Here is a 16,057-nt window from a genome sequence, read left to right as displayed (position 1 = left end):
ACACACTCCTAATCTATTGCTTCATATACGATCGTGTGGTGTTTAATAGTTTTGGCGTCTCCTTCCGCCGTGCGAATCGCCGGAACAAGTGGCTCCTCGTCGCCCTGGCCTGCGTTATCGCGCTGATCTTGGATGCCGGCGGCTGGGTGATGCACGCGAATGACTTCGCGATCAGGACCCAGCGGTTGACCATTCCCGGCCCAACCGGGCCGCTCGAGGCAACACTCGCCGTGCCCCAGCATGGCGACGGACCATTCGGCGTGGTGGTTTTCGTGCATGGCGACGGTGCGGCGAACGCGACACGCGACGGCTTCTACGAGCCGATATGGGAGTCGTTCGCCAAGGCGGGGTTTGCCTCACTGTCCTGGAACAAGCCGGGAGTCGATGGGGCACCGGGGAATTGGCTCAGTCAAAGCATGCACGACCGGGCCGCGGAAGCTGAGGCGGCGATCGACTGGGCACGCCAGCGCACCGATATCGACCCGCGACGGATCGGGATGTGGGGCATCAGCCAAGGCGGGTGGGTGGTACCCGAGGTCGCCGCACGTCGGCCAGATCTAGAATTCGTGATTCTCGTTGGCGCGGCTGTGAATTGGCTACGGCAGGGCAAGTACAACCTGCTTGCCGAGCTGCGGGACCGCGGAGCCTCCTCATCTGACATCGACGCCGCGTTAAGTCGCCGAGAGAAGTCGCTGCAAGCACTGCGTGGCAATGCCACCTACGAGCAGTACCTTGCAGTCCAACAGGATTCGGATCCCATGTCGGCTGATCGGTGGAGTTTTGTGCACAAGAACTATCGGTCCGATGTGACCGATATCCTGCCGCAGGTCACGGTGCCGGTCCTGCTGGCGCTCGGCGACGAGGACCTCAACGTCGATATCGACGAGACCGAGCAGGTCTACCGGCGGTCACTGCCGCCGCACCAGCTGACGGTGCAGCGATACCCGAAGGCGTCCCACAACATCGTCAAGGCCGATCTGGACAACGACCAGAGTTGGCGCTCGACGATGATCGCGGTGTTCTCCCCGCGTTCGCTCTACGCCCCCGGATATTTGGACAACTTGCGGAACTACGTTGCCGGACAAGCAGTGCGCTGAACGTGCGGAGCAAGCGGCACACCACGCGACGGCTGGCGTTCTACGAAGCCGCGGGTGCCGTAACGCTGGCGGTGACGACGATGCCCTTTTCCTCACCGTGGAAGGGCGCCCCACCACCGTGGGTTCAGCTGCTCGGCCTGACGTTTCTTGTCGGAATGCTTGCCGCCAAGCTGTTCGTCTTGCGCCGAATCACTGCCGCAGTGACACTTGCGAACCTCAACAACGTACTGCGTCTTCGCCTGACCGTTGGCGTGTACACATTGGCGGCATTCATACTCTCTCCGCTACCACCGTCATGGGGCTGGTTCTGGTTTGCGCTGACGATTCTTGGCGCCATGCTGGGTGCCGCGGCGATCGCACGGATGACGCGCACCGGACGGCTCAGATGATCTGCCGTACGGCTTCGGCGTACCAGCCGAACAATTGAATGGGTTGTTCAGCTTCATATTTCGCAAGCTCGCCCCAGCACGCGGCGACCGCTGCTCGGGCGGCAGTGCCCACCCAGGGCTGCCGGAGCAGCTGCGGCGGTAAAAGCGGGTCGGGTTCGACCGCCTGGGTGAACTCCGCCGCCAGCACGACGGCGAGGGTGAGAACTTCGGTCTGCGACGCGGTGCGCAGCGCGGGAAGAACCCCTTCCGCCACCGCCAGGAGCTTGCGGTGCCGGTCGGCGATCGCATTGATCGGCCATAGCCGCTCAGCCAGCTCTCGGGCCCCGGATTCGCCGCCGAGTACAAGATCGGTCGTGGTGAACATCGTGATGTGATCAGCCACGCCGAGTTGTTCGGCCGCCGCCCCGATGCGCGCCTCCCAGTCGTTGGCACACACATAGAGGCCACCCTGGATTGGCGCGCCGCCTAACCGAAGGATGCTGTCGCGCATGGCATCACGGGCCGAGCGAACCGATTCGGGTACCGCGAACGCAACAAGATGCCACCGGCCATCCCACGGGGCAAGGCCGCGATCCTGCTCGTACATGAACCGCACGAAGTCCAAATCCGGTTCGAGGGTGCTCCTCGTCGCCGCCGTGGCATGCAGAATCGCCTTGCGGCCCCGCCCCTCCTGCGTAAAACGTCCCTCGGCCACAAGTCGTTTGACGCACAGGCGGACCTGCTGGTCGCTCATGCCGAGAATATTGGCGACGTCATAGAGCTCGCCGGCAGCAATGGTCGCGTCCTGACGGATCATGCTCTCGACCACACTGCGGGTAGAGACATCAGAGTTCAGGACGTGTTCGATGTCCAAACGTTCACCTCACGAAGCCGCCGCCACATTATGTTCAATCATCCTACGTTCGGCGGTGCCCCGATCGAATCAAGGCAGTGACTCCCGCTCAAGCAGGTACGGCGAAACCCCACTGTCACACCCGAGTGCCACTGAGAGATCAGCGAAGAACCGCTGCGGCTCGATGACCGCCTCGGGCGGGTGAACGCCCGCACGACGTGCCGTGCCGTCGATCACCTGAGCCATACCCAGGGCCAGTGGCACGCCGGTGATGCGAGCCATATCCCGCAAGGCACTTCTGATCGGTTGTGATTGCGGGCCAGCCATATTCAGGCGCGCGACCGCGGCACACCGACCTCCCTGCCGCTCGCCCGTGACCGCGGCGAAGAACGGCGGGAGCGTGCCGGGGCCCCGCAGGCGAAGCGCTGTCCACGCGGAGCGCACCGTGCGACGCCATCCGGGCACCGCGAACGCGACCGCAGCCTGTTCCAGAGTGAGCAATCCGGCGTCGATATCGCGCCGCAGCGCGTCGAGATACGCTACCGTCCACGGCTTGATGACCATGAGGTTCAGTGCGGTGCCGATCGGCTTCAGGCTGCGTTGCAACGTGATCGGCTCCGGATGTCCAATCGAATAGGCGGTGCCGCGGTGTCCCGCCGGCAGGTCCAATACCACCGGTCTCAGCGGACGCTGCTCGGCGAGTTGCCCGGCACTCACCGCGGTGATCGTGCCGCTCGCCTGCTCCATCCAATGCACTGCCGCGGCAGTAGGCCGGCCACCTGAGCTCAACAACTGGGCCTTACCTTCGGTGTCGTCACCGTCGGTGCCGACATCTACTGGCCACGCCGTGTAGATATCGTGGATCGAATCGAATCCTGTTGCGGCGATGGCGGCGAGCAAGTTACTGATCCCGGGACTCGCCCCCATACCAATCACCGCACAGACCCCGTGCTCACGTGCCAACTCGTCCAGCTCGAGCATCTGCAACGTCGGCTCCCAGTCGTCGCAGATGTCGAGATAGTGCGTTCGCGTCTCGATCGCCGCGCGCAGCACCGTCAATCCGAAACGGAAGTACGGACCAACGGTGTTCAGAACGAGATCGGCCGGTTCCAGGACTCGACGCAACGCCGCCTCATCGGTGACATCGACCTCGACGGCCCGGACCGGTACGCGGCCCTCCCTCAACTGTCGCGCCAATCCCTCGGCAGCACCGAGATCGCTATCGGCGATGACGATCTCCCCGACACCCGACATTTCCCGAGCGGTACGCACGGCAACAGCACCCATTGCGCCCGCCCCACCCAAAGCTAAAACCTTCATACATCCAGAGTACCTATCAATTTCACTACGATCGTCTCTAGATTGATAGAAACTGAGAAACCAACCCGCTCCGGCGCCGGCGCGCTGCTCGGTAAGTTGGGCGGGGTGACGGAACCGCCCGAAGACCCCCAGATCGACTACCGCTTCACCCTGGCCAACGAACGCACGTTTCTCTCATGGATCCGCACCGCGCTCGGACTGCTCGCCGGCGGTGTCGCGGTCCAGACTCTCGTCCAACCGTTTCACCACGCCGGAGTCCGGCATGTCCTGGCAGCGTCTTGCCTGGCTCTTGCCGTGGTGGTGTCGATTGGCGCATATGTGCATTGGCGCGACGTGAAGGAGCGGATGGACCGGGACCAACCACTCAAGGGCACCCTGCTGGTTCCTCTCCTCGCCGTCAGCATCGGACTGGTCGCGATCCTCGCGTCGATCGCGGTCTTCTACCGATGAGGGCTGCCCACGAGACCCGCGCTGCCGAGCGCACGGCGCTGGCCTGGCTTCGCACCGGGTTGGCGGCCGCGGGAACCGCCGCGGTGTTCATCACCCACGCACTCATCCACAAACAGACCGCGGGGGCATCATTGATCGCCACCGGGGTCGTGCTCGGCGTCGTCGCGATCAGCACCGTGCGCCATCATGCGCTGGCCCGGGGACACTGGCACCACGGCGCCAGGCCCGTCGCACTGACCACCCTGACCGTGGTGGTGGTGATTCTGCTATCAGCCGGAATCGATATCTCAAATCTGGGTACGTAGGTATACCGGCGTTCCGCGTACCCCGCCCCGTTACCGACCCATACTTTGTCCTGTCCGGCTCCACCCCTCATCACATATAAGGAGAACGCTATGAAGCGTGGGCTTGTGGTCGCCATTGGCGGCGCGGCGATTATCGCCGCAGGTCTGGTCGGCTGTTCGAGCGATAAGGACAAATCCGAGACCAAGGGCACCACCGTCAGCAACGGCGCCGGCGCGGTTGCGACCAACAGCAGCGCCAAGGTCGTCATCGACGGTAAGGAGCAGAAGATCGAAGGTGCTGTCGTCTGCCAGGCCTCGAACGGCAACGTCAACATCGTCATCGGCAGCGGCGCTCAGGGCTTTGGCGCTGTGGTGACGGAAGGCGATTCACCGACGGTGAAGTCCGCGGGCCTGGGCAGCCTCAGCGGTCAGTCGCTGGCATTCTCCGAAGGCACCCCCGGAGCGAGCGCAAAGGCCACCAAGGACGGCAAGAAGTACCACATCGAAGGCACCGCCATCGCTGTGGACATGGCCAACCCCATGCAGCCCACCAACAAGCCATTCGAAATCGAGGTCACCTGCCCATAGGGCACGCGATCCCGATCTAGCGCGCTATCGAGTGCGAGCCTCCCGCGGAAATCATGCCAAGAACCCGCGCCAGGCTCGCACTCGATTCGCGTTAGCACCAAGCCACCCGCCTCAGCGGCAAACAACATCTGCCACACACGTCACATAGCGCGAACCCTCCGGAAAAGCAAGTAGCCCCTACCCCCGCGTGTCACCACAGAATGGCCCTCTACCTGCACTAAGGTCCGGAGAACTGGAGCATCCAGTCCAGGGCGAGGAGGACATCGTGCGCGAACTGAAAGTCATCGGATTGTCGGCCGACGGCAAGCGAGTGGTCTGCCAAGACGCCAATGGCGCCGACAAGTTCGTCATCGACGCCGACGACAGACTCCGTGCAGCCGCCCGGCGCGATCTGTCCCGTCTGGGACAGATCGAGATCGAAATGGAGAGCTCGTTGCGACCCCGGGAAATTCAGGCTCGTATCCGGGCCGGCGCCACCGTCCAGCAAGTCGCCACCTCCGCCGGAGTGGATGTCTCGCGGATCGAACGGTTCGCCCATCCGGTATTGCTGGAACGACAGCGCGCAGCCGAGATGGCCACGGCGGCCCATCCCGTTCGCAGCGATGGCCCCACGGTCAACACGCTCGCCGATACCGTCGCCGGTGCGATGTTCGCGCGGGGGCTCGACCCCGACGGCATTGAATGGGACGCCTGGAAGGTCGAGGACGGCCGATGGACCGTGCAGCTACTGTGGCGCGCCGGCCGCTCGGACAACAAGGCACACTTCCGGTTCACTCCCGGGGCCCATGGCGGCACGGTGACCGCGCTCGACGATTCGGCACGCGAGCTCATCGACCCGACCTTCACCCGCAGCCTGCGCCCCGTCGCACCGGTGGCTCCGCTCCTCCCCGAGCCCGAGCCGGAGTTGTTCAACGAGCACTCCGCGCCGCAGCCCGAACCGGTCCGCGAACCGGAACCCGTGGCAGCCGAGGAGCACACCAACGTTCAACCGGCCCCCGCACCGCGGCGCTCGCGCCGGAGTAAGCCGACGGTGCCCACATGGGAAGACGTGCTGCTCGGCGTTCGCTCCAGCGGCCAGAACTAAGCGGGGCCGCGCTCTAGGTGATCAGGGCGGTCACCACGGCGGCCACCCATCCGCCGGCGATCCCGATTGCGATACCCAGCACAAACCATCGCAACACCGGACGCTCCCGCCAACCCCACAACGTTGGCGAAAGACCACCCACGGCAACAATATTGAGCAGAACCGCCCATAGCGGATGCACATGTGCCAGACCGAGACTCAGCACCACCACACCCACCGCGACCACCACGGCCACGCACATCGCCGAGACGATGCCCTCGGCCCACGGGGTGTCGGCGTTCGACGGGCCATTCACTCGTCGCGCGGGCTGAGGATCGCCGGTCATGGCGCGAGCCTAGCGCGCTCATAGAACGCCAACGCGGCGGCGGTGGCCACGTTCAGCGAGTCAGTGCCGTTGGCCATGGGAATGCGCACCCGAAAATCGCTGGCACGCAATGCGACATCGGTCAGTCCCGGGCCCTCGGCACCCACCATCAGCGCCACCTTCTCCCCCTGTAACGGCGGCATCGCGTCGGCCAACGCCCGCGAGTCCCCGGCCGGCGTCATCGCCAGCAATCGGAATCCATTGTCCCGCAGCCGGTACAGCGACTTCGGCCATTCTGGAAGGCGCGCGAATGGCACCAACAGCGCGTGCCCCATCGACACCCGCACCGCCCTCCGATACAGCGGGTCGGCGCAGCCACTGCCGAAGAACACCGCGTCCACTCCCATTCCCGCGGCATTGCGGAAGATCGAGCCCAGATTCTCGTGATCGTTGACACCTTCCAGCACCGCCACCGTGCGTGCGCTCTGCATCAGTTCAGCCGCCGACAGTTCCACCGGGCGCCGCGCCGCGGCGAGCACCCCCCGGTTGAGATGAAAGCCGACGACCTCCGCCATAACCTCCGCACTCGCCCGGTAATACGGAACATCGACGGGGTCGAGATCGTCGGCAAGCTCAGTCAATCGACGGTCGGTACCCAAAAGCGCGAAGGGGGCGAATCGCGAGGCCACCATGCGCTGCACAACAAGCACACCCTCGGCGATCACCAGCCCCTTGCCACTGGGCAGATCGGGCCTGCGGTCGACGCTGTTGAGATCGCGGAAACTGTCCAAACGGGGATCCGCAGGGTTATCTACATCGATGACCAGCATCTAGACCCGCTTCGCCAGCGGCGTCGGTTCACACACCGGGGTTGCGACCGGAGCAGGCGGAATGAGTCCAGGACTTATCTGGCCGGCCACCGGAACCACCTCGGCGACAACCGGACACGGATGACGGCGCAGATACGCCGCGCATATCAGCCCCGCGGCCACCGATACCACCCCGCCGATCAGCAGCGGCATCCGTCCGCCATGCAGATCGGCCAGCCAGCCCACCAATGGGCTACCCAGCGGGGTGCCGCCCAGGAAAGCCACCATGTAGATACCCATTACCCTTCCTCGCAGCTGCGAATCCACGGACAGCTGAATGATATTCATCGCCGACGTGGTGAACGTCAGCGCGAGCAGACCCGTCGGGATGAGAGCGACGGCCACCGACAGGTAGGAGGGCATCACACTGACGACGGCCTCAGAGATACCGAAAGCCATTGCGGCACTGTAGAACAAATTCATGCGCACCTTCTCGGTGCGCCGGGCGGCCAGGGTGGCACCTAACAGCGTGCCGATAGCCAGAGCCGTCGACAGCAGCCCGTACGACTCCGCGCCACGACCGAAGGTCTCGCGCGCCAGTACCGCGAGCGTCAGCGAAAAGTTGAGCCCGAACGTCGAGACCAGGAACACCGTCAGCATGATCATGAACAAGTCGCGTCGGTGCCATACGTACGAGAATCCCTGGCGCAGCTGCCCCTTGGCGCGAGGAACCGGATCACTTGGGTGCAGCTCATCTGGCCGCATCCGCCACAGCGCGATTCCCACACCGACGAAACTGACGAAGTTCAGCAGGAAGACCCAGCCGGTGCCGACCAGCCCGATCAGTACACCGGAGATCGCCGGCCCGATGACACCCGCGAGGTTGAACACCATCGAATTGAGCCCGACCGCGTTGGGCAGGTGCTCCGGGCCCACCATCTCGATGGTGAAGGACTGCCGGGTGGGCGCCTCGATGGCCGCGGCGCATCCCATCGCACAGGCCACCACCATCACATGCCAGATCCGGACCAGCCCGGTGACCTGCAAGAGACCGACCGTCAACGCGAACAGCGCCATCAATGCCTGCGTGACCATGAGCATCCGTCGCTTGTCGTAGCGATCGGCCAGCATCCCGCCCCATACCGACAGCAAAAGCGTCGGCCCGAATTGCAGCGCCATCACCACACCCAGCAAGAAGGCGTTGCCATGCGAGAGGTCCAGGACCAGCCAGTCCTGCGCCACGCGCTGCATCCACGTTCCGATGAGCGAGACCATCTGGCCGCTGATCCACAGCCGGTAATTGCGTGCGCGCAGCGATACGAATATCCCGCCGCGGTCAGCCACGGTAGATCATTTTAGAGACTAACGAGATTGTCAGCTAACCGTTTTCATTGACCAGCGCCGAGAGCAGGTCGGTCGCCTGCCGCAGCACCGCGCGTTGGTCCGGGGTGAAATCGTCGAGGTGCTCGCGCAGCCACTCCTCGCGGGCGCTGCGATCGGCCAGCACGATGTCTGCGCCTGCCTCCGACAGCGAGACAACTACCTGGCGGCCGTCGGTCGGATGCGCCGAACGCTCCACCAACCCGAGCTCGGCCAAGGAGGCGATCACCCGTGTCATCGACGGCGGCTGCACACGCTCGCGGGCAGCCAGCGCGCCCGGGGTCATCGCACCTTCGTTGAGCAATGTTGCCAATGCCGACAGCTGTGTCAGCGAGACCGGGGAATCCGCACGACGAAAGCGCAAATGCCGGGCCAGGCGGATGACAACAAGCGACAGATCGCTGGCCAGCCGGGCATCGGGGTCGCTCACGGCCCAAACCTTACGGCACGTCCAGGGCTTTCACAGGGACCTAGCCCGGTGTAGTTCTTCCCACGTATGCTGCGCATCTAGTGGATACCCCCGCGCCCCAACCGCCCCCGCTCCCGGCCGCACTGCTCAATCCGTGGCCGGTTGTCGTCGCAGGCACCCTGCTGTGGCTCGTTGCCAACATCTTGGCCTTCACCATTCCCGCGTTCGAATGCTGGCGTCCCATCACACTCGCCGGACTCGGTACCGGCGCGCTGGGCACGGCCATCGTCCTGCTCCAAGTGCGTGCGGCACGGCGTGGCTCACGCGGTGCGCAAACCGGCTTGTAGCTCGAAAAAACCCGTAGACACCCTGGAAAGAGGAGCAAACCCATGCCCAACGCATCACTGCTGGAAACCGTCGTCGAGATCAATGCGCCCGTGGAAAAGGTATGGGGACTGATCGCCGACCTCGACAACATGCCCCGGTGGAGTCCCCAGACTCGCAAGATGTTCGTGCGCGGACCCGTACAGGCGGGCACCAACGTCATCAACTACAACCGCAAAGGCTGGAAGGTGTGGCCGACACGGGCCGTGCTGACCGCCGTCGAGCCCAACAGGCGCCTGGCCTGGCACGTCAAGGACAACCTCAGCGAGTGGAGCTATGACCTGGAGCCCACCGCGACCGGCGGCACCAGGGTGACCGAGCGCCGCGTGCTGGGCGAGAAGCGGTCGCCCATCTCCACCAACCTGCAGAACCTGATGTTCGGCGGGACTGAGGTGTTCGACGTGGTGCTCCTCGAAGGGATGCGGACCTCGCTGTCGAAGATCAAAGATGCGGCGGAAAACGCCTAGTCCGCTAGATCCAGAACGCCGTCGTCAAAGGGCTCGTACAACGGCATCGCGGAGTTGACCGGCTGCGGCGTATCGGAATGAGCGCCGCAGCCGTACTCGATGTGCACGACACGGCCGTCGGCCGCCATCGAGTTGGCGCATGCCCCGAACGCGACACCCAATGACCCGGCAAGTGGCAGGTAGAAACCGCAGGACCGGCACACCCGACGGGTGGCACGTGCCATCTCGGTATCCGGCCCCCAGTCGCCCTCGAACCACCGCTGCGCGGCGTCGACGCGCCCGGCCAGACTGAGCACCTGCTTGCGTCCCAACCCGATCTCACCCGCGGTCTCGGTGACCTGTGGATCACCGCTGTCGGTGTATCCGGGCACCAATCGAGGGTCGTTGGGCGGCGGCGCGAGCAGATCGCCGGGGCCAAGGTCGCCCGGCCGGATGCGCTGATCCCAGGGCACCCAGTTCGGTGCGCGCAGCGCCTCGGTGCCCGGCACAAGCACGACCTCACTGACGGTGGCGACGGTCGCGCCCGGTGGGGCGGCCATCACCACCTCCCAGTGCCATCCGCGGTATCCCGGCAGCTCCGCCTCGAAACGGTGGGTCAACGCGTGCAGATCGGTGCTCTCGGAGGAGGCGCCGAGGTACTTGCCCACGGTCTCCCCACTGAACTCGACGATGGCTGTACGAGCCTGGTCGATACAGGTGTAAAGGGCGTCGCGGCCGGAGATAGTGATGTCCATCGCTGACCATCTTCTCACCGTGGGGGACAATTGATGCGTGCGGGACGACTACGCGCGGTTCGGGAACCGCCAATCCGGTAGTGACTCCCCATCTCGTCGCCGAAATCAGGATGCGCGCGACGCCAACTCCCACCCGGGTATGGCCAATTATCCGACGGGCGGCGCCAAGCGGGATCCTCGTCGTGCGAGCGGCTCATCGAACCGGTATCTGCCGCCACTAGGCGACGAACACCGGGAGCGGGTGCGACGGCAGCCCCCACCCGACCAGGAGATCCCGCCGAAGCTGACGGTCACCCGGGTCGCCGCGATGCGCAGCCGTGAAATGGGCTCCCGGATGTACGGGCTGTTCCACAAGGCCGCGACGGCCGACGGCGCCGACAAATCGGGCCTGACCGCACTCACCTATCCGGTCATGGCCAATTTCGCGGTGGATGCCGCGATGGCCGTGGCTCTCGCCAACACACTCTTCTTCGCCGCCGCCACCGCCGAATCCAAAAGCAAGGTGGCGCTGTATCTGCTCATCACCATCGCGCCGTTCGCGGTCATCGCCCCGCTGATAGGTCCCGCGCTCGACCGTTTGCAACACGGGCGCCGGGCCGCGCTCGCCGCATCGTTTGGGCTGCGCATCGCGCTCGCCGTCATCATGATCGCCAACTACGACGGTGCCAGCGGCAGCTTCCCGCCCTGGGTGCTGTATCCGTGCGCGCTATCAATGCTGGTGCTGTCCAAGTCCTTTGGCGTGTTGCGGAGCGCTGTCACGCCGCGTGTACTGCCTCCCACAATCGACCTGGTTCGAGTCAACTCGCGGCTCACCACCTTCGGTTTGGTCGGCGGGACCATTGTGGGCGGCGCGATCGCCGGAGCCTTCGAGCTGTCGTTCACCCGTCTGTTCCAATTGCCCGGAGCACTTTTCGCCGTCATGGCCGCCGCGGCGGTGGGTGCCTGGGCGTCCATGCGCATCCCGAAGTGGGTCGAGGTGACTGCCGGTGAGGTGCCCACGACGTTCGGCTATCACGGCGACGACGGCGAACACCCGACGATATTGCTCCGCCGCTCCCACAAGCAGCAGGACAAGATCCGCCAGCCTCTGGGCCGCAACATCATCACCGCGTTGTGGGGCAACTGCACCATCAAGGTGATGGTCGGTTTCCTCACCCTGTACCCGGCCTTTGTAGCCAAATCCCATGATGCGCACGGCTTCCAACAGCTCGCGATGCTGGGCATGATCGGCGCCGCCGCCGGTATCGGGAACTTCGCCGGCAATGCCACCAGTGCCCGGCTCAAGCTCGGCCGCCCCGCCCTGCTCGTGGTGCGGTGCGCCAGCGCGGTCACGGTGGTGGCGCTCGCGGCGGCCTTCGCCGGGGTCCTGGCGGTGGTGGTGTTCGCGACACTGGTGACATCGGGGGTCAGCGCCATCGCCAAGGCATCGCTGGATGCCTCCCTGCAGGACGACCTGCCCGAGGAATCCCGCGCATCGGCGTTCGGGCGTTCCGAGGCGCTGTTGCAGCTGTCCTGGGTGCTCGGTGGCGCGATAGGCGTGATGATCTACACCGACCTATGGGTCGGGTTCACGGTGATATCGGCGGTACTCCTCCTCGGCCTGGCACAGACGCTGGCCAGCTTCCGCGGCGTCTCCTTGATCCCGGGCCTGGGCGGCAACCGCCCGGTGATGGCCGAACAAGAGGGTGGCAAGGTAGTCGCGTGAAGGCAAAACTGGCGGCACTTGCCGCCGTCTTGGTGTTGACCGCTGCCGCGATGGTGGGGTTCATCGCCTGGCAGCTACGCGGCTACCAGGACGAGCGGCCCGAGATCAGCGCTTTCACCCACGGCACCCTGGTGCGAGTAGGCCCGCTGCTCTACTGCGATAGAACGCTCGCCAAATGCGACTCGCCGGGTCGCATAGCCGAACTTTTCGTGAATGATGCTGAACCCGTTCAGCTTTCGGTCGACTCACAGATCTCCAAAGGTCCGTGGGCGATCACACCGGCGTACGCCGATCTGGCGGCGCCGTCGACAAAGTACGGCGACCAAGTGATCTATTGGGATCACCGCTCGGCGGTCACCGTTCCGACCGTCGACAGGGCGGGAAGGAAGCTGGTGGGTATCGAGGTGGCAGTGCCCACGGTCGGCGTCAACGAATTAGGTGAGCAGGTCTTCAAGGCACGGGCCACCTGGTCCGTGGCCACGGTCTGGCAGAACTAGCGCCGGGCTCGATACTCCGCGCGAGCCTCGGCATCGAGATGCTCCGTGGCGTAACTGAGTGCCGTGCGGCCCATTGCCGCGGCATGCACATCCAAGTATTCGACGAGTATCTCGGCGCCACAGCGCTTTCCGGCCTCACGCAGCATCCAGCCGTAAGCCTTCTGGATCAGGTCCCGGCGGTCCTCGATGACCAGCGGCGCCACCGCGAGAAGGGGTTGCGCATCACCGCGTTTGGTGAAGGCGAAGGTTCCGATGATGCCCACCCGCCGACGCCAGAGGTCATCTTCGGCCGCCAGCTCTAACAACAGCGAATAGTCCTGGCCGACAAGCCATTCCCCCAGGATCTGCTCAGCCGAGGAATCAACCAGGTCCCAGTTGTTCACCCGGCCGTCGCGAACCTGCTGCAGGTACATCTGCACCCAGGCTTCACATTCGGCGCCTTCGGCGTGGGTGAACTCCCAGACTGCCAGGATCAACCCGGTCAAGCGATGCTCGTGCACCTCACTGGCCAGCAGCCGCACCACCGCGTCGCGTCCGATGCCACGGAATCGCCGCGCAAGCTTGCGCTGATCGGGTACGGACACGCCGACGAAGACATCGCCCTCGCCGTACTCACCAGGCCCGGTCTTGAAGAACCGTGCCGACTTCGTGGCCCGGCCGGAGTCGCCGGCGGCATCGAGCGCCGCGATCACATCGTCGGCGCGGATGGAGCTCAGGTCAGGCGTCCAGCTCGCTGGCCACCGCGCGCACGACCTCGGAGACCTTGCGGGCGATCTTGCGGTCCGGGTAACGCCCCTTGCGCAGCTCGCTCTGCACCGTGCCCTCCAGCAAGGTGATCATGTCCTCGATCATTCCGTGGAGCTCGTCGGTGGTGTGCTTATGGTTCACCGGCCCACTGCTCTCGCGGCGCGTCTTCTGCACCGAGGGTGGCGCGTCGATCAACTTGAGGCTCAGCGCCTGCGGACCGCGACGGCCCGCAGCCATGCCGAACTCGACCTTCTGTCCGGCCTTGAGCCCCTCAACGCCAGCGGGCAGCGCCGAGGACCGGACGTACACGTCCTCGCCATCCTCTTGCGACAGGAAGCCGAAGCCCTTCTCGGCGTCGTACCACTTGACCTTGCCGGTTGGCACTGCACTCACCTCACATGATTAACGCGCCCCAAATAGGGCGCGGTGAGTGGTCATCCTACTCGGCTCGTGCAAGTGGTCGCTACGCTGGACTTATGACCCCGTTGATTGATTCGTTCGGCCGCATCGCGACCGACTTGCGGGTGTCATTGACCGACCGGTGCAATCTGCGTTGCACGTACTGCATGCCCGCGGAGGGACTGGACTGGTTGCGCAGCGACGCGCTACTCACCGCCGACGAATACGTTCGGCTTATCGGCATCGCGGTGACCGAGCTGGGAATCCGTAGCGTCCGGTTCACCGGCGGAGAACCGTTGATATACAAGGACTTGGAGCGACTCGTCGCCGCGGTGGCCGCCCTCTCACCGCGACCCGATATCGCACTGACGACCAACGGCATCGGCCTGGATCGCAAGGCCGCCGCGCTACGCGACGCCGGGCTGGACCGCATCAATGTGTCGCTGGATACGTTGGACGCCGATCGCTTCGCCGCGATCACCCGCCGCGACCGGTTATCCGATGTGCTCAGAGGCCTCGAAGCCGCCGACGCCGCCCGACTATCGCCCATAAAGATCAACGCAGTTTTGACACCCGAGCAGTACAAAGAGGATGCCCTCGCACTGCTGCGGTTCAGCCTGGAACACGGATATGAGCTGCGGATCATCGAACAGATGCCCTTGGACGCCGAGCACAACTGGAACCGCGACCGCATGGTGACGGCCGACGAAGTCCACGCCGCCCTGAGCCGGGAGTTCACCCTGAGCACGGACCCGGCACCCCGTGGCAGCGCACCAGCACAACGCTGGCTGGTCAACGGAGGCCCTGCCACGGTCGGGATCATCGCGTCGGTATCGCGGCCGTTCTGCGGGGACTGTGATCGCACCCGGCTGACGGCCGACGGACAGGTGCGCAATTGCCTGTTCGCCACGGCAGAGTCAGACCTGCGCGGGCTGCTCCGCTCCGGCGCCACCGACGCGATGGTGGCGTCGGCGTGGCAGGTCGCCATGTGGGGGAAGAAACCGGGGCATGGGATCAACGACCCCTCGTTCCTGCAGCCAGATCGTCCGATGAGCGCGATCGGCGGCTAGGTGAGCATCCACGTCCGGTATTTCGCCGCTGCCGCGACCGCCGCAGGTGTCCAGGAGGAGACCGTCGAGCTCCCCACGGGGGCCTCTTTCGACGATCTAACCCGTCAACTGGCCACGAAAGGACCGGAACTGGAACGCGTATTGGCGCGTTGTTCCTTTCTTTATGACGGCGTGGCGGTCCGCGACCGCTCCCACCGGCCGGAATCAGGCTCTGTCGTGGATGTTCTTCCTCCGTTCGCTGGAGGATAGAAGTGCGCTGGCCCGTCCTTTTCCTAAGGAAGCTCTAAGGTAACTCTGAGAGTTGCATACAGGGACCCCTAGGTAATTCCGTGATCTACGACACACATCCGAAGGTCACAGAAGGGTCACGACGCGGACACGGGGTGGTGGAGCTACCCAATAACCTGCGCAGACCTCACCGCCGATGGGAATAAACCCACCCCGTTGTGGACGAAACACCGGGGAATGTCCAACATGACGAGATGCGCGCGGGCACGTACCGTCATCCGAAGTCCATACCCGCGCACCGAGCTCCGTCCCTCGGGTGTGGCACCTCGTCGGTAAACCAAGGGACGGAGGCGGGGAACCCAACCGCCGGAGATCTCGATCTCCAGCACGAACCTCCATGGTTCTTGGGGTGAAGCCCGGGCAACCGGGCCGAGCGACCTCTCGTTCGAACCCGACAGCTGACCTCGCAGGTGCGTCACAGAGAGGAATACGACGGACATATGAGTGGACGGCACAGTAAGCCCACCAAGGCGGGCGCTAAAGCGGCCAAGGTCGCGGTAGCAGGTGCAGGCCTTGTCGGTGGCGGTCTGATGATGGCCGCGACGGCCGCAGCAGCCACCGATGGCGAGTGGGACCAGGTCGCGCGCTGCGAATCGGGTAACAACTGGGCCATCAACACCGGTAACGGGTACCAGGGCGGACTGCAGTTCTCGCCCAGCACCTGGATCAACAGCGGTGGTGGCCAGTACGCCCCGTCCGCTCACCTGGCCACCAAGGAACAGCAGATCGCGATCGCCGAGAAGGTGCTCGCGGGCCAAGGCCGTGGCGCCTGGCCGGTCTGCGGCCGTGGCCTGTCCGGTTCCACCCCGAGGACCGCCCC

22 protein-coding genes and 1 riboswitch are annotated in these 16,057 nt (G+C 64.8%); of the genes, 13 read left to right on the top strand and 9 right to left on the bottom strand.

Annotated elements, in window-relative coordinates; genetic code table 11:
• Positions 1-149 precede the first annotated feature (149 nt).
• Both B4400_RS21830 and B4400_RS21825 read left to right on the top strand, forming a co-directional pair.
• The gene (locus B4400_RS21830) at positions 150-1,097 is read left to right on the top strand and encodes an alpha/beta hydrolase family protein (RefSeq protein WP_078312709.1); all 948 of its coding nucleotides are present in this window, start codon (positions 150-152) and stop codon (positions 1,095-1,097) included.
• 2 nt (positions 1,098-1,099) lie between these two features.
• A complete protein-coding gene (locus B4400_RS21825) occupies positions 1,100-1,486 on the top strand; it encodes a hypothetical protein (RefSeq protein WP_078312665.1) in 387 nt (128 codons plus the stop codon).
• On the opposite strand, the gene B4400_RS21820 is transcribed toward B4400_RS21825, so the two are convergent.
• Both B4400_RS21820 and B4400_RS21815 read right to left on the bottom strand, forming a co-directional pair.
• The gene (locus tag B4400_RS21820) at positions 1,479-2,339 is read right to left on the bottom strand and encodes a PaaX family transcriptional regulator C-terminal domain-containing protein (RefSeq protein WP_078312664.1); all 861 of its coding nucleotides are present in this window, start codon (positions 2,337-2,339) and stop codon (positions 1,479-1,481) included. The two genes, B4400_RS21825 and B4400_RS21820, sit on opposite strands and share 8 nt — an antisense overlap.
• A gap of 69 nt (positions 2,340-2,408) precedes the next feature.
• Positions 2,409-3,638 carry a saccharopine dehydrogenase family protein gene (locus B4400_RS21815; protein WP_078312663.1) on the bottom strand — a complete coding sequence of 410 codons (1,230 nt, stop codon included), beginning with the start codon at positions 3,636-3,638 and terminating at the stop codon, positions 2,409-2,411.
• A gap of 105 nt (positions 3,639-3,743) precedes the next feature.
• On the opposite strand from B4400_RS21815, the gene B4400_RS21810 reads away from it, so the two are divergent.
• The 4 genes from B4400_RS21810 (at position 3,744) to sepH (ending at position 6,044) form a co-directional block, all read left to right on the top strand.
• Positions 3,744-4,088, top strand: coding sequence for a YidH family protein (locus B4400_RS21810; RefSeq protein ID WP_078312662.1), 345 nt, complete (start codon positions 3,744-3,746; stop codon positions 4,086-4,088).
• Positions 4,089-4,147: 59 nt separating this feature from the next.
• Positions 4,148-4,393: a DUF202 domain-containing protein gene (locus tag B4400_RS21805; RefSeq protein WP_502688426.1), complete on the top strand. Its 246-nt coding sequence runs from the start codon at positions 4,148-4,150 to the stop codon at positions 4,391-4,393.
• A gap of 90 nt (positions 4,394-4,483) precedes the next feature.
• Positions 4,484-4,960 (top strand): lipoprotein LpqH, encoded by a 477-nt coding sequence (locus B4400_RS21800; protein ID WP_078292777.1) that lies wholly within the window; start codon positions 4,484-4,486, stop codon positions 4,958-4,960.
• 265 nt (positions 4,961-5,225) lie between these two features.
• Positions 5,226-6,044, top strand: coding sequence for a septation protein SepH (sepH, locus tag B4400_RS21795; RefSeq protein ID WP_078312660.1), 819 nt, complete (start codon positions 5,226-5,228; stop codon positions 6,042-6,044).
• Between the two features lie 13 nt (positions 6,045-6,057).
• Here the strand turns inward: sepH and B4400_RS21790 are convergent, their stop codons facing one another.
• The 4 genes from B4400_RS21790 to B4400_RS21775 are packed head-to-tail and all read right to left on the bottom strand — an operon-like array spanning position 6,058 to position 8,967.
• Positions 6,058-6,369, bottom strand: coding sequence for a DUF2537 domain-containing protein (locus B4400_RS21790; protein ID WP_078312659.1), 312 nt, complete (start codon positions 6,367-6,369; stop codon positions 6,058-6,060).
• Complete coding sequence (locus tag B4400_RS21785; protein ID WP_078312658.1) at positions 6,366-7,178, bottom strand: TrmH family RNA methyltransferase; 813 nt, start codon at positions 7,176-7,178, stop codon at positions 6,366-6,368. The genes B4400_RS21790 and B4400_RS21785 overlap by 4 nt, the downstream gene beginning before the upstream one ends.
• Positions 7,179-8,501 (bottom strand): MFS transporter, encoded by a 1,323-nt coding sequence (locus B4400_RS21780; protein ID WP_078312657.1) that lies wholly within the window; start codon positions 8,499-8,501, stop codon positions 7,179-7,181.
• 34 nt (positions 8,502-8,535) lie between these two features.
• The gene (locus B4400_RS21775) at positions 8,536-8,967 is read right to left on the bottom strand and encodes an Rv0880 family HTH-type transcriptional regulator (protein WP_078292782.1); all 432 of its coding nucleotides are present in this window, start codon (positions 8,965-8,967) and stop codon (positions 8,536-8,538) included.
• Positions 8,968-9,047: 80 nt separating this feature from the next.
• On the opposite strand from B4400_RS21775, the gene B4400_RS21770 reads away from it, so the two are divergent.
• Positions 9,048-9,293 carry a DUF2530 domain-containing protein gene (locus tag B4400_RS21770; RefSeq protein WP_078312656.1) on the top strand — a complete coding sequence of 82 codons (246 nt, stop codon included), beginning with the start codon at positions 9,048-9,050 and terminating at the stop codon, positions 9,291-9,293.
• 42 nt (positions 9,294-9,335) lie between these two features.
• Complete coding sequence (locus B4400_RS21765; RefSeq protein WP_078312655.1) at positions 9,336-9,797, top strand: SRPBCC family protein; 462 nt, start codon at positions 9,336-9,338, stop codon at positions 9,795-9,797.
• Here the strand turns inward: B4400_RS21765 and B4400_RS21760 are convergent.
• The gene (locus tag B4400_RS21760; protein WP_078312654.1) at positions 9,794-10,531 is read right to left on the bottom strand and encodes a DUF3027 domain-containing protein; all 738 of its coding nucleotides are present in this window, start codon (positions 10,529-10,531) and stop codon (positions 9,794-9,796) included. The two genes, B4400_RS21765 and B4400_RS21760, sit on opposite strands and share 4 nt — an antisense overlap.
• A gap of 37 nt (positions 10,532-10,568) precedes the next feature.
• Here B4400_RS21760 and B4400_RS21755 point away from each other — a divergent pair, with 37 nt between their 5' ends.
• A complete protein-coding gene (locus B4400_RS21755; RefSeq protein ID WP_139361530.1) occupies positions 10,569-12,236 on the top strand; it encodes an MFS transporter in 1,668 nt (555 codons plus the stop codon).
• Entirely contained in the window at positions 12,233-12,733 is a 501-nt protein-coding gene (locus B4400_RS21750) for a DUF2771 domain-containing protein (protein ID WP_078312652.1), read from the top strand. Before B4400_RS21755 ends, B4400_RS21750 begins: the two co-directional genes overlap by 4 nt.
• On the opposite strand, the gene B4400_RS21745 is transcribed toward B4400_RS21750, so the two are convergent.
• Both B4400_RS21745 and B4400_RS21740 read right to left on the bottom strand, forming a co-directional pair.
• Positions 12,730-13,422 (bottom strand): DNA alkylation repair protein, encoded by a 693-nt coding sequence (locus B4400_RS21745; RefSeq protein ID WP_078312708.1) that lies wholly within the window; start codon positions 13,420-13,422, stop codon positions 12,730-12,732. The two genes, B4400_RS21750 and B4400_RS21745, sit on opposite strands and share 4 nt — an antisense overlap.
• Before the next feature lie 28 nt (positions 13,423-13,450).
• Positions 13,451-13,864 carry a cold-shock protein gene (locus tag B4400_RS21740; protein WP_078292787.1) on the bottom strand — a complete coding sequence of 138 codons (414 nt, stop codon included), beginning with the start codon at positions 13,862-13,864 and terminating at the stop codon, positions 13,451-13,453.
• A gap of 92 nt (positions 13,865-13,956) precedes the next feature.
• Between B4400_RS21740 and moaA the strand changes: the two genes are divergently transcribed.
• The 3 genes from moaA to B4400_RS21720 form a co-directional block, all read left to right on the top strand.
• Positions 13,957-14,949, top strand: a complete 993-nt coding sequence (gene moaA, locus B4400_RS21735) for a GTP 3',8-cyclase MoaA (RefSeq protein ID WP_078312651.1) — start codon at positions 13,957-13,959, stop codon at positions 14,947-14,949.
• Positions 14,950-15,198 (top strand): MoaD/ThiS family protein, encoded by a 249-nt coding sequence (locus B4400_RS21730; RefSeq protein WP_078312650.1) that lies wholly within the window; start codon positions 14,950-14,952, stop codon positions 15,196-15,198. It abuts the gene before it with no gap.
• 291 nt (positions 15,199-15,489) lie between these two features.
• A riboswitch (cyclic di-AMP (ydaO/yuaA leader) is annotated at positions 15,490-15,667 on the top strand.
• 10 nt (positions 15,668-15,677) lie between these two features.
• Positions 15,678-16,057, top strand: a 380-nt coding sequence (locus tag B4400_RS21720) for a transglycosylase family protein (RefSeq protein ID WP_139361529.1), incomplete at its 3' end; no start/stop codon positions are given.

Origin of the sequence: Mycobacterium sp. D16Q13, from assembly GCF_002013375.1 — a bacterium.
Classification (GTDB): Bacteria; Actinomycetota; Actinomycetes; order Mycobacteriales; family Mycobacteriaceae; genus Mycobacterium.
This window is presented reverse-complemented; position numbering and strand designations above follow the sequence as displayed.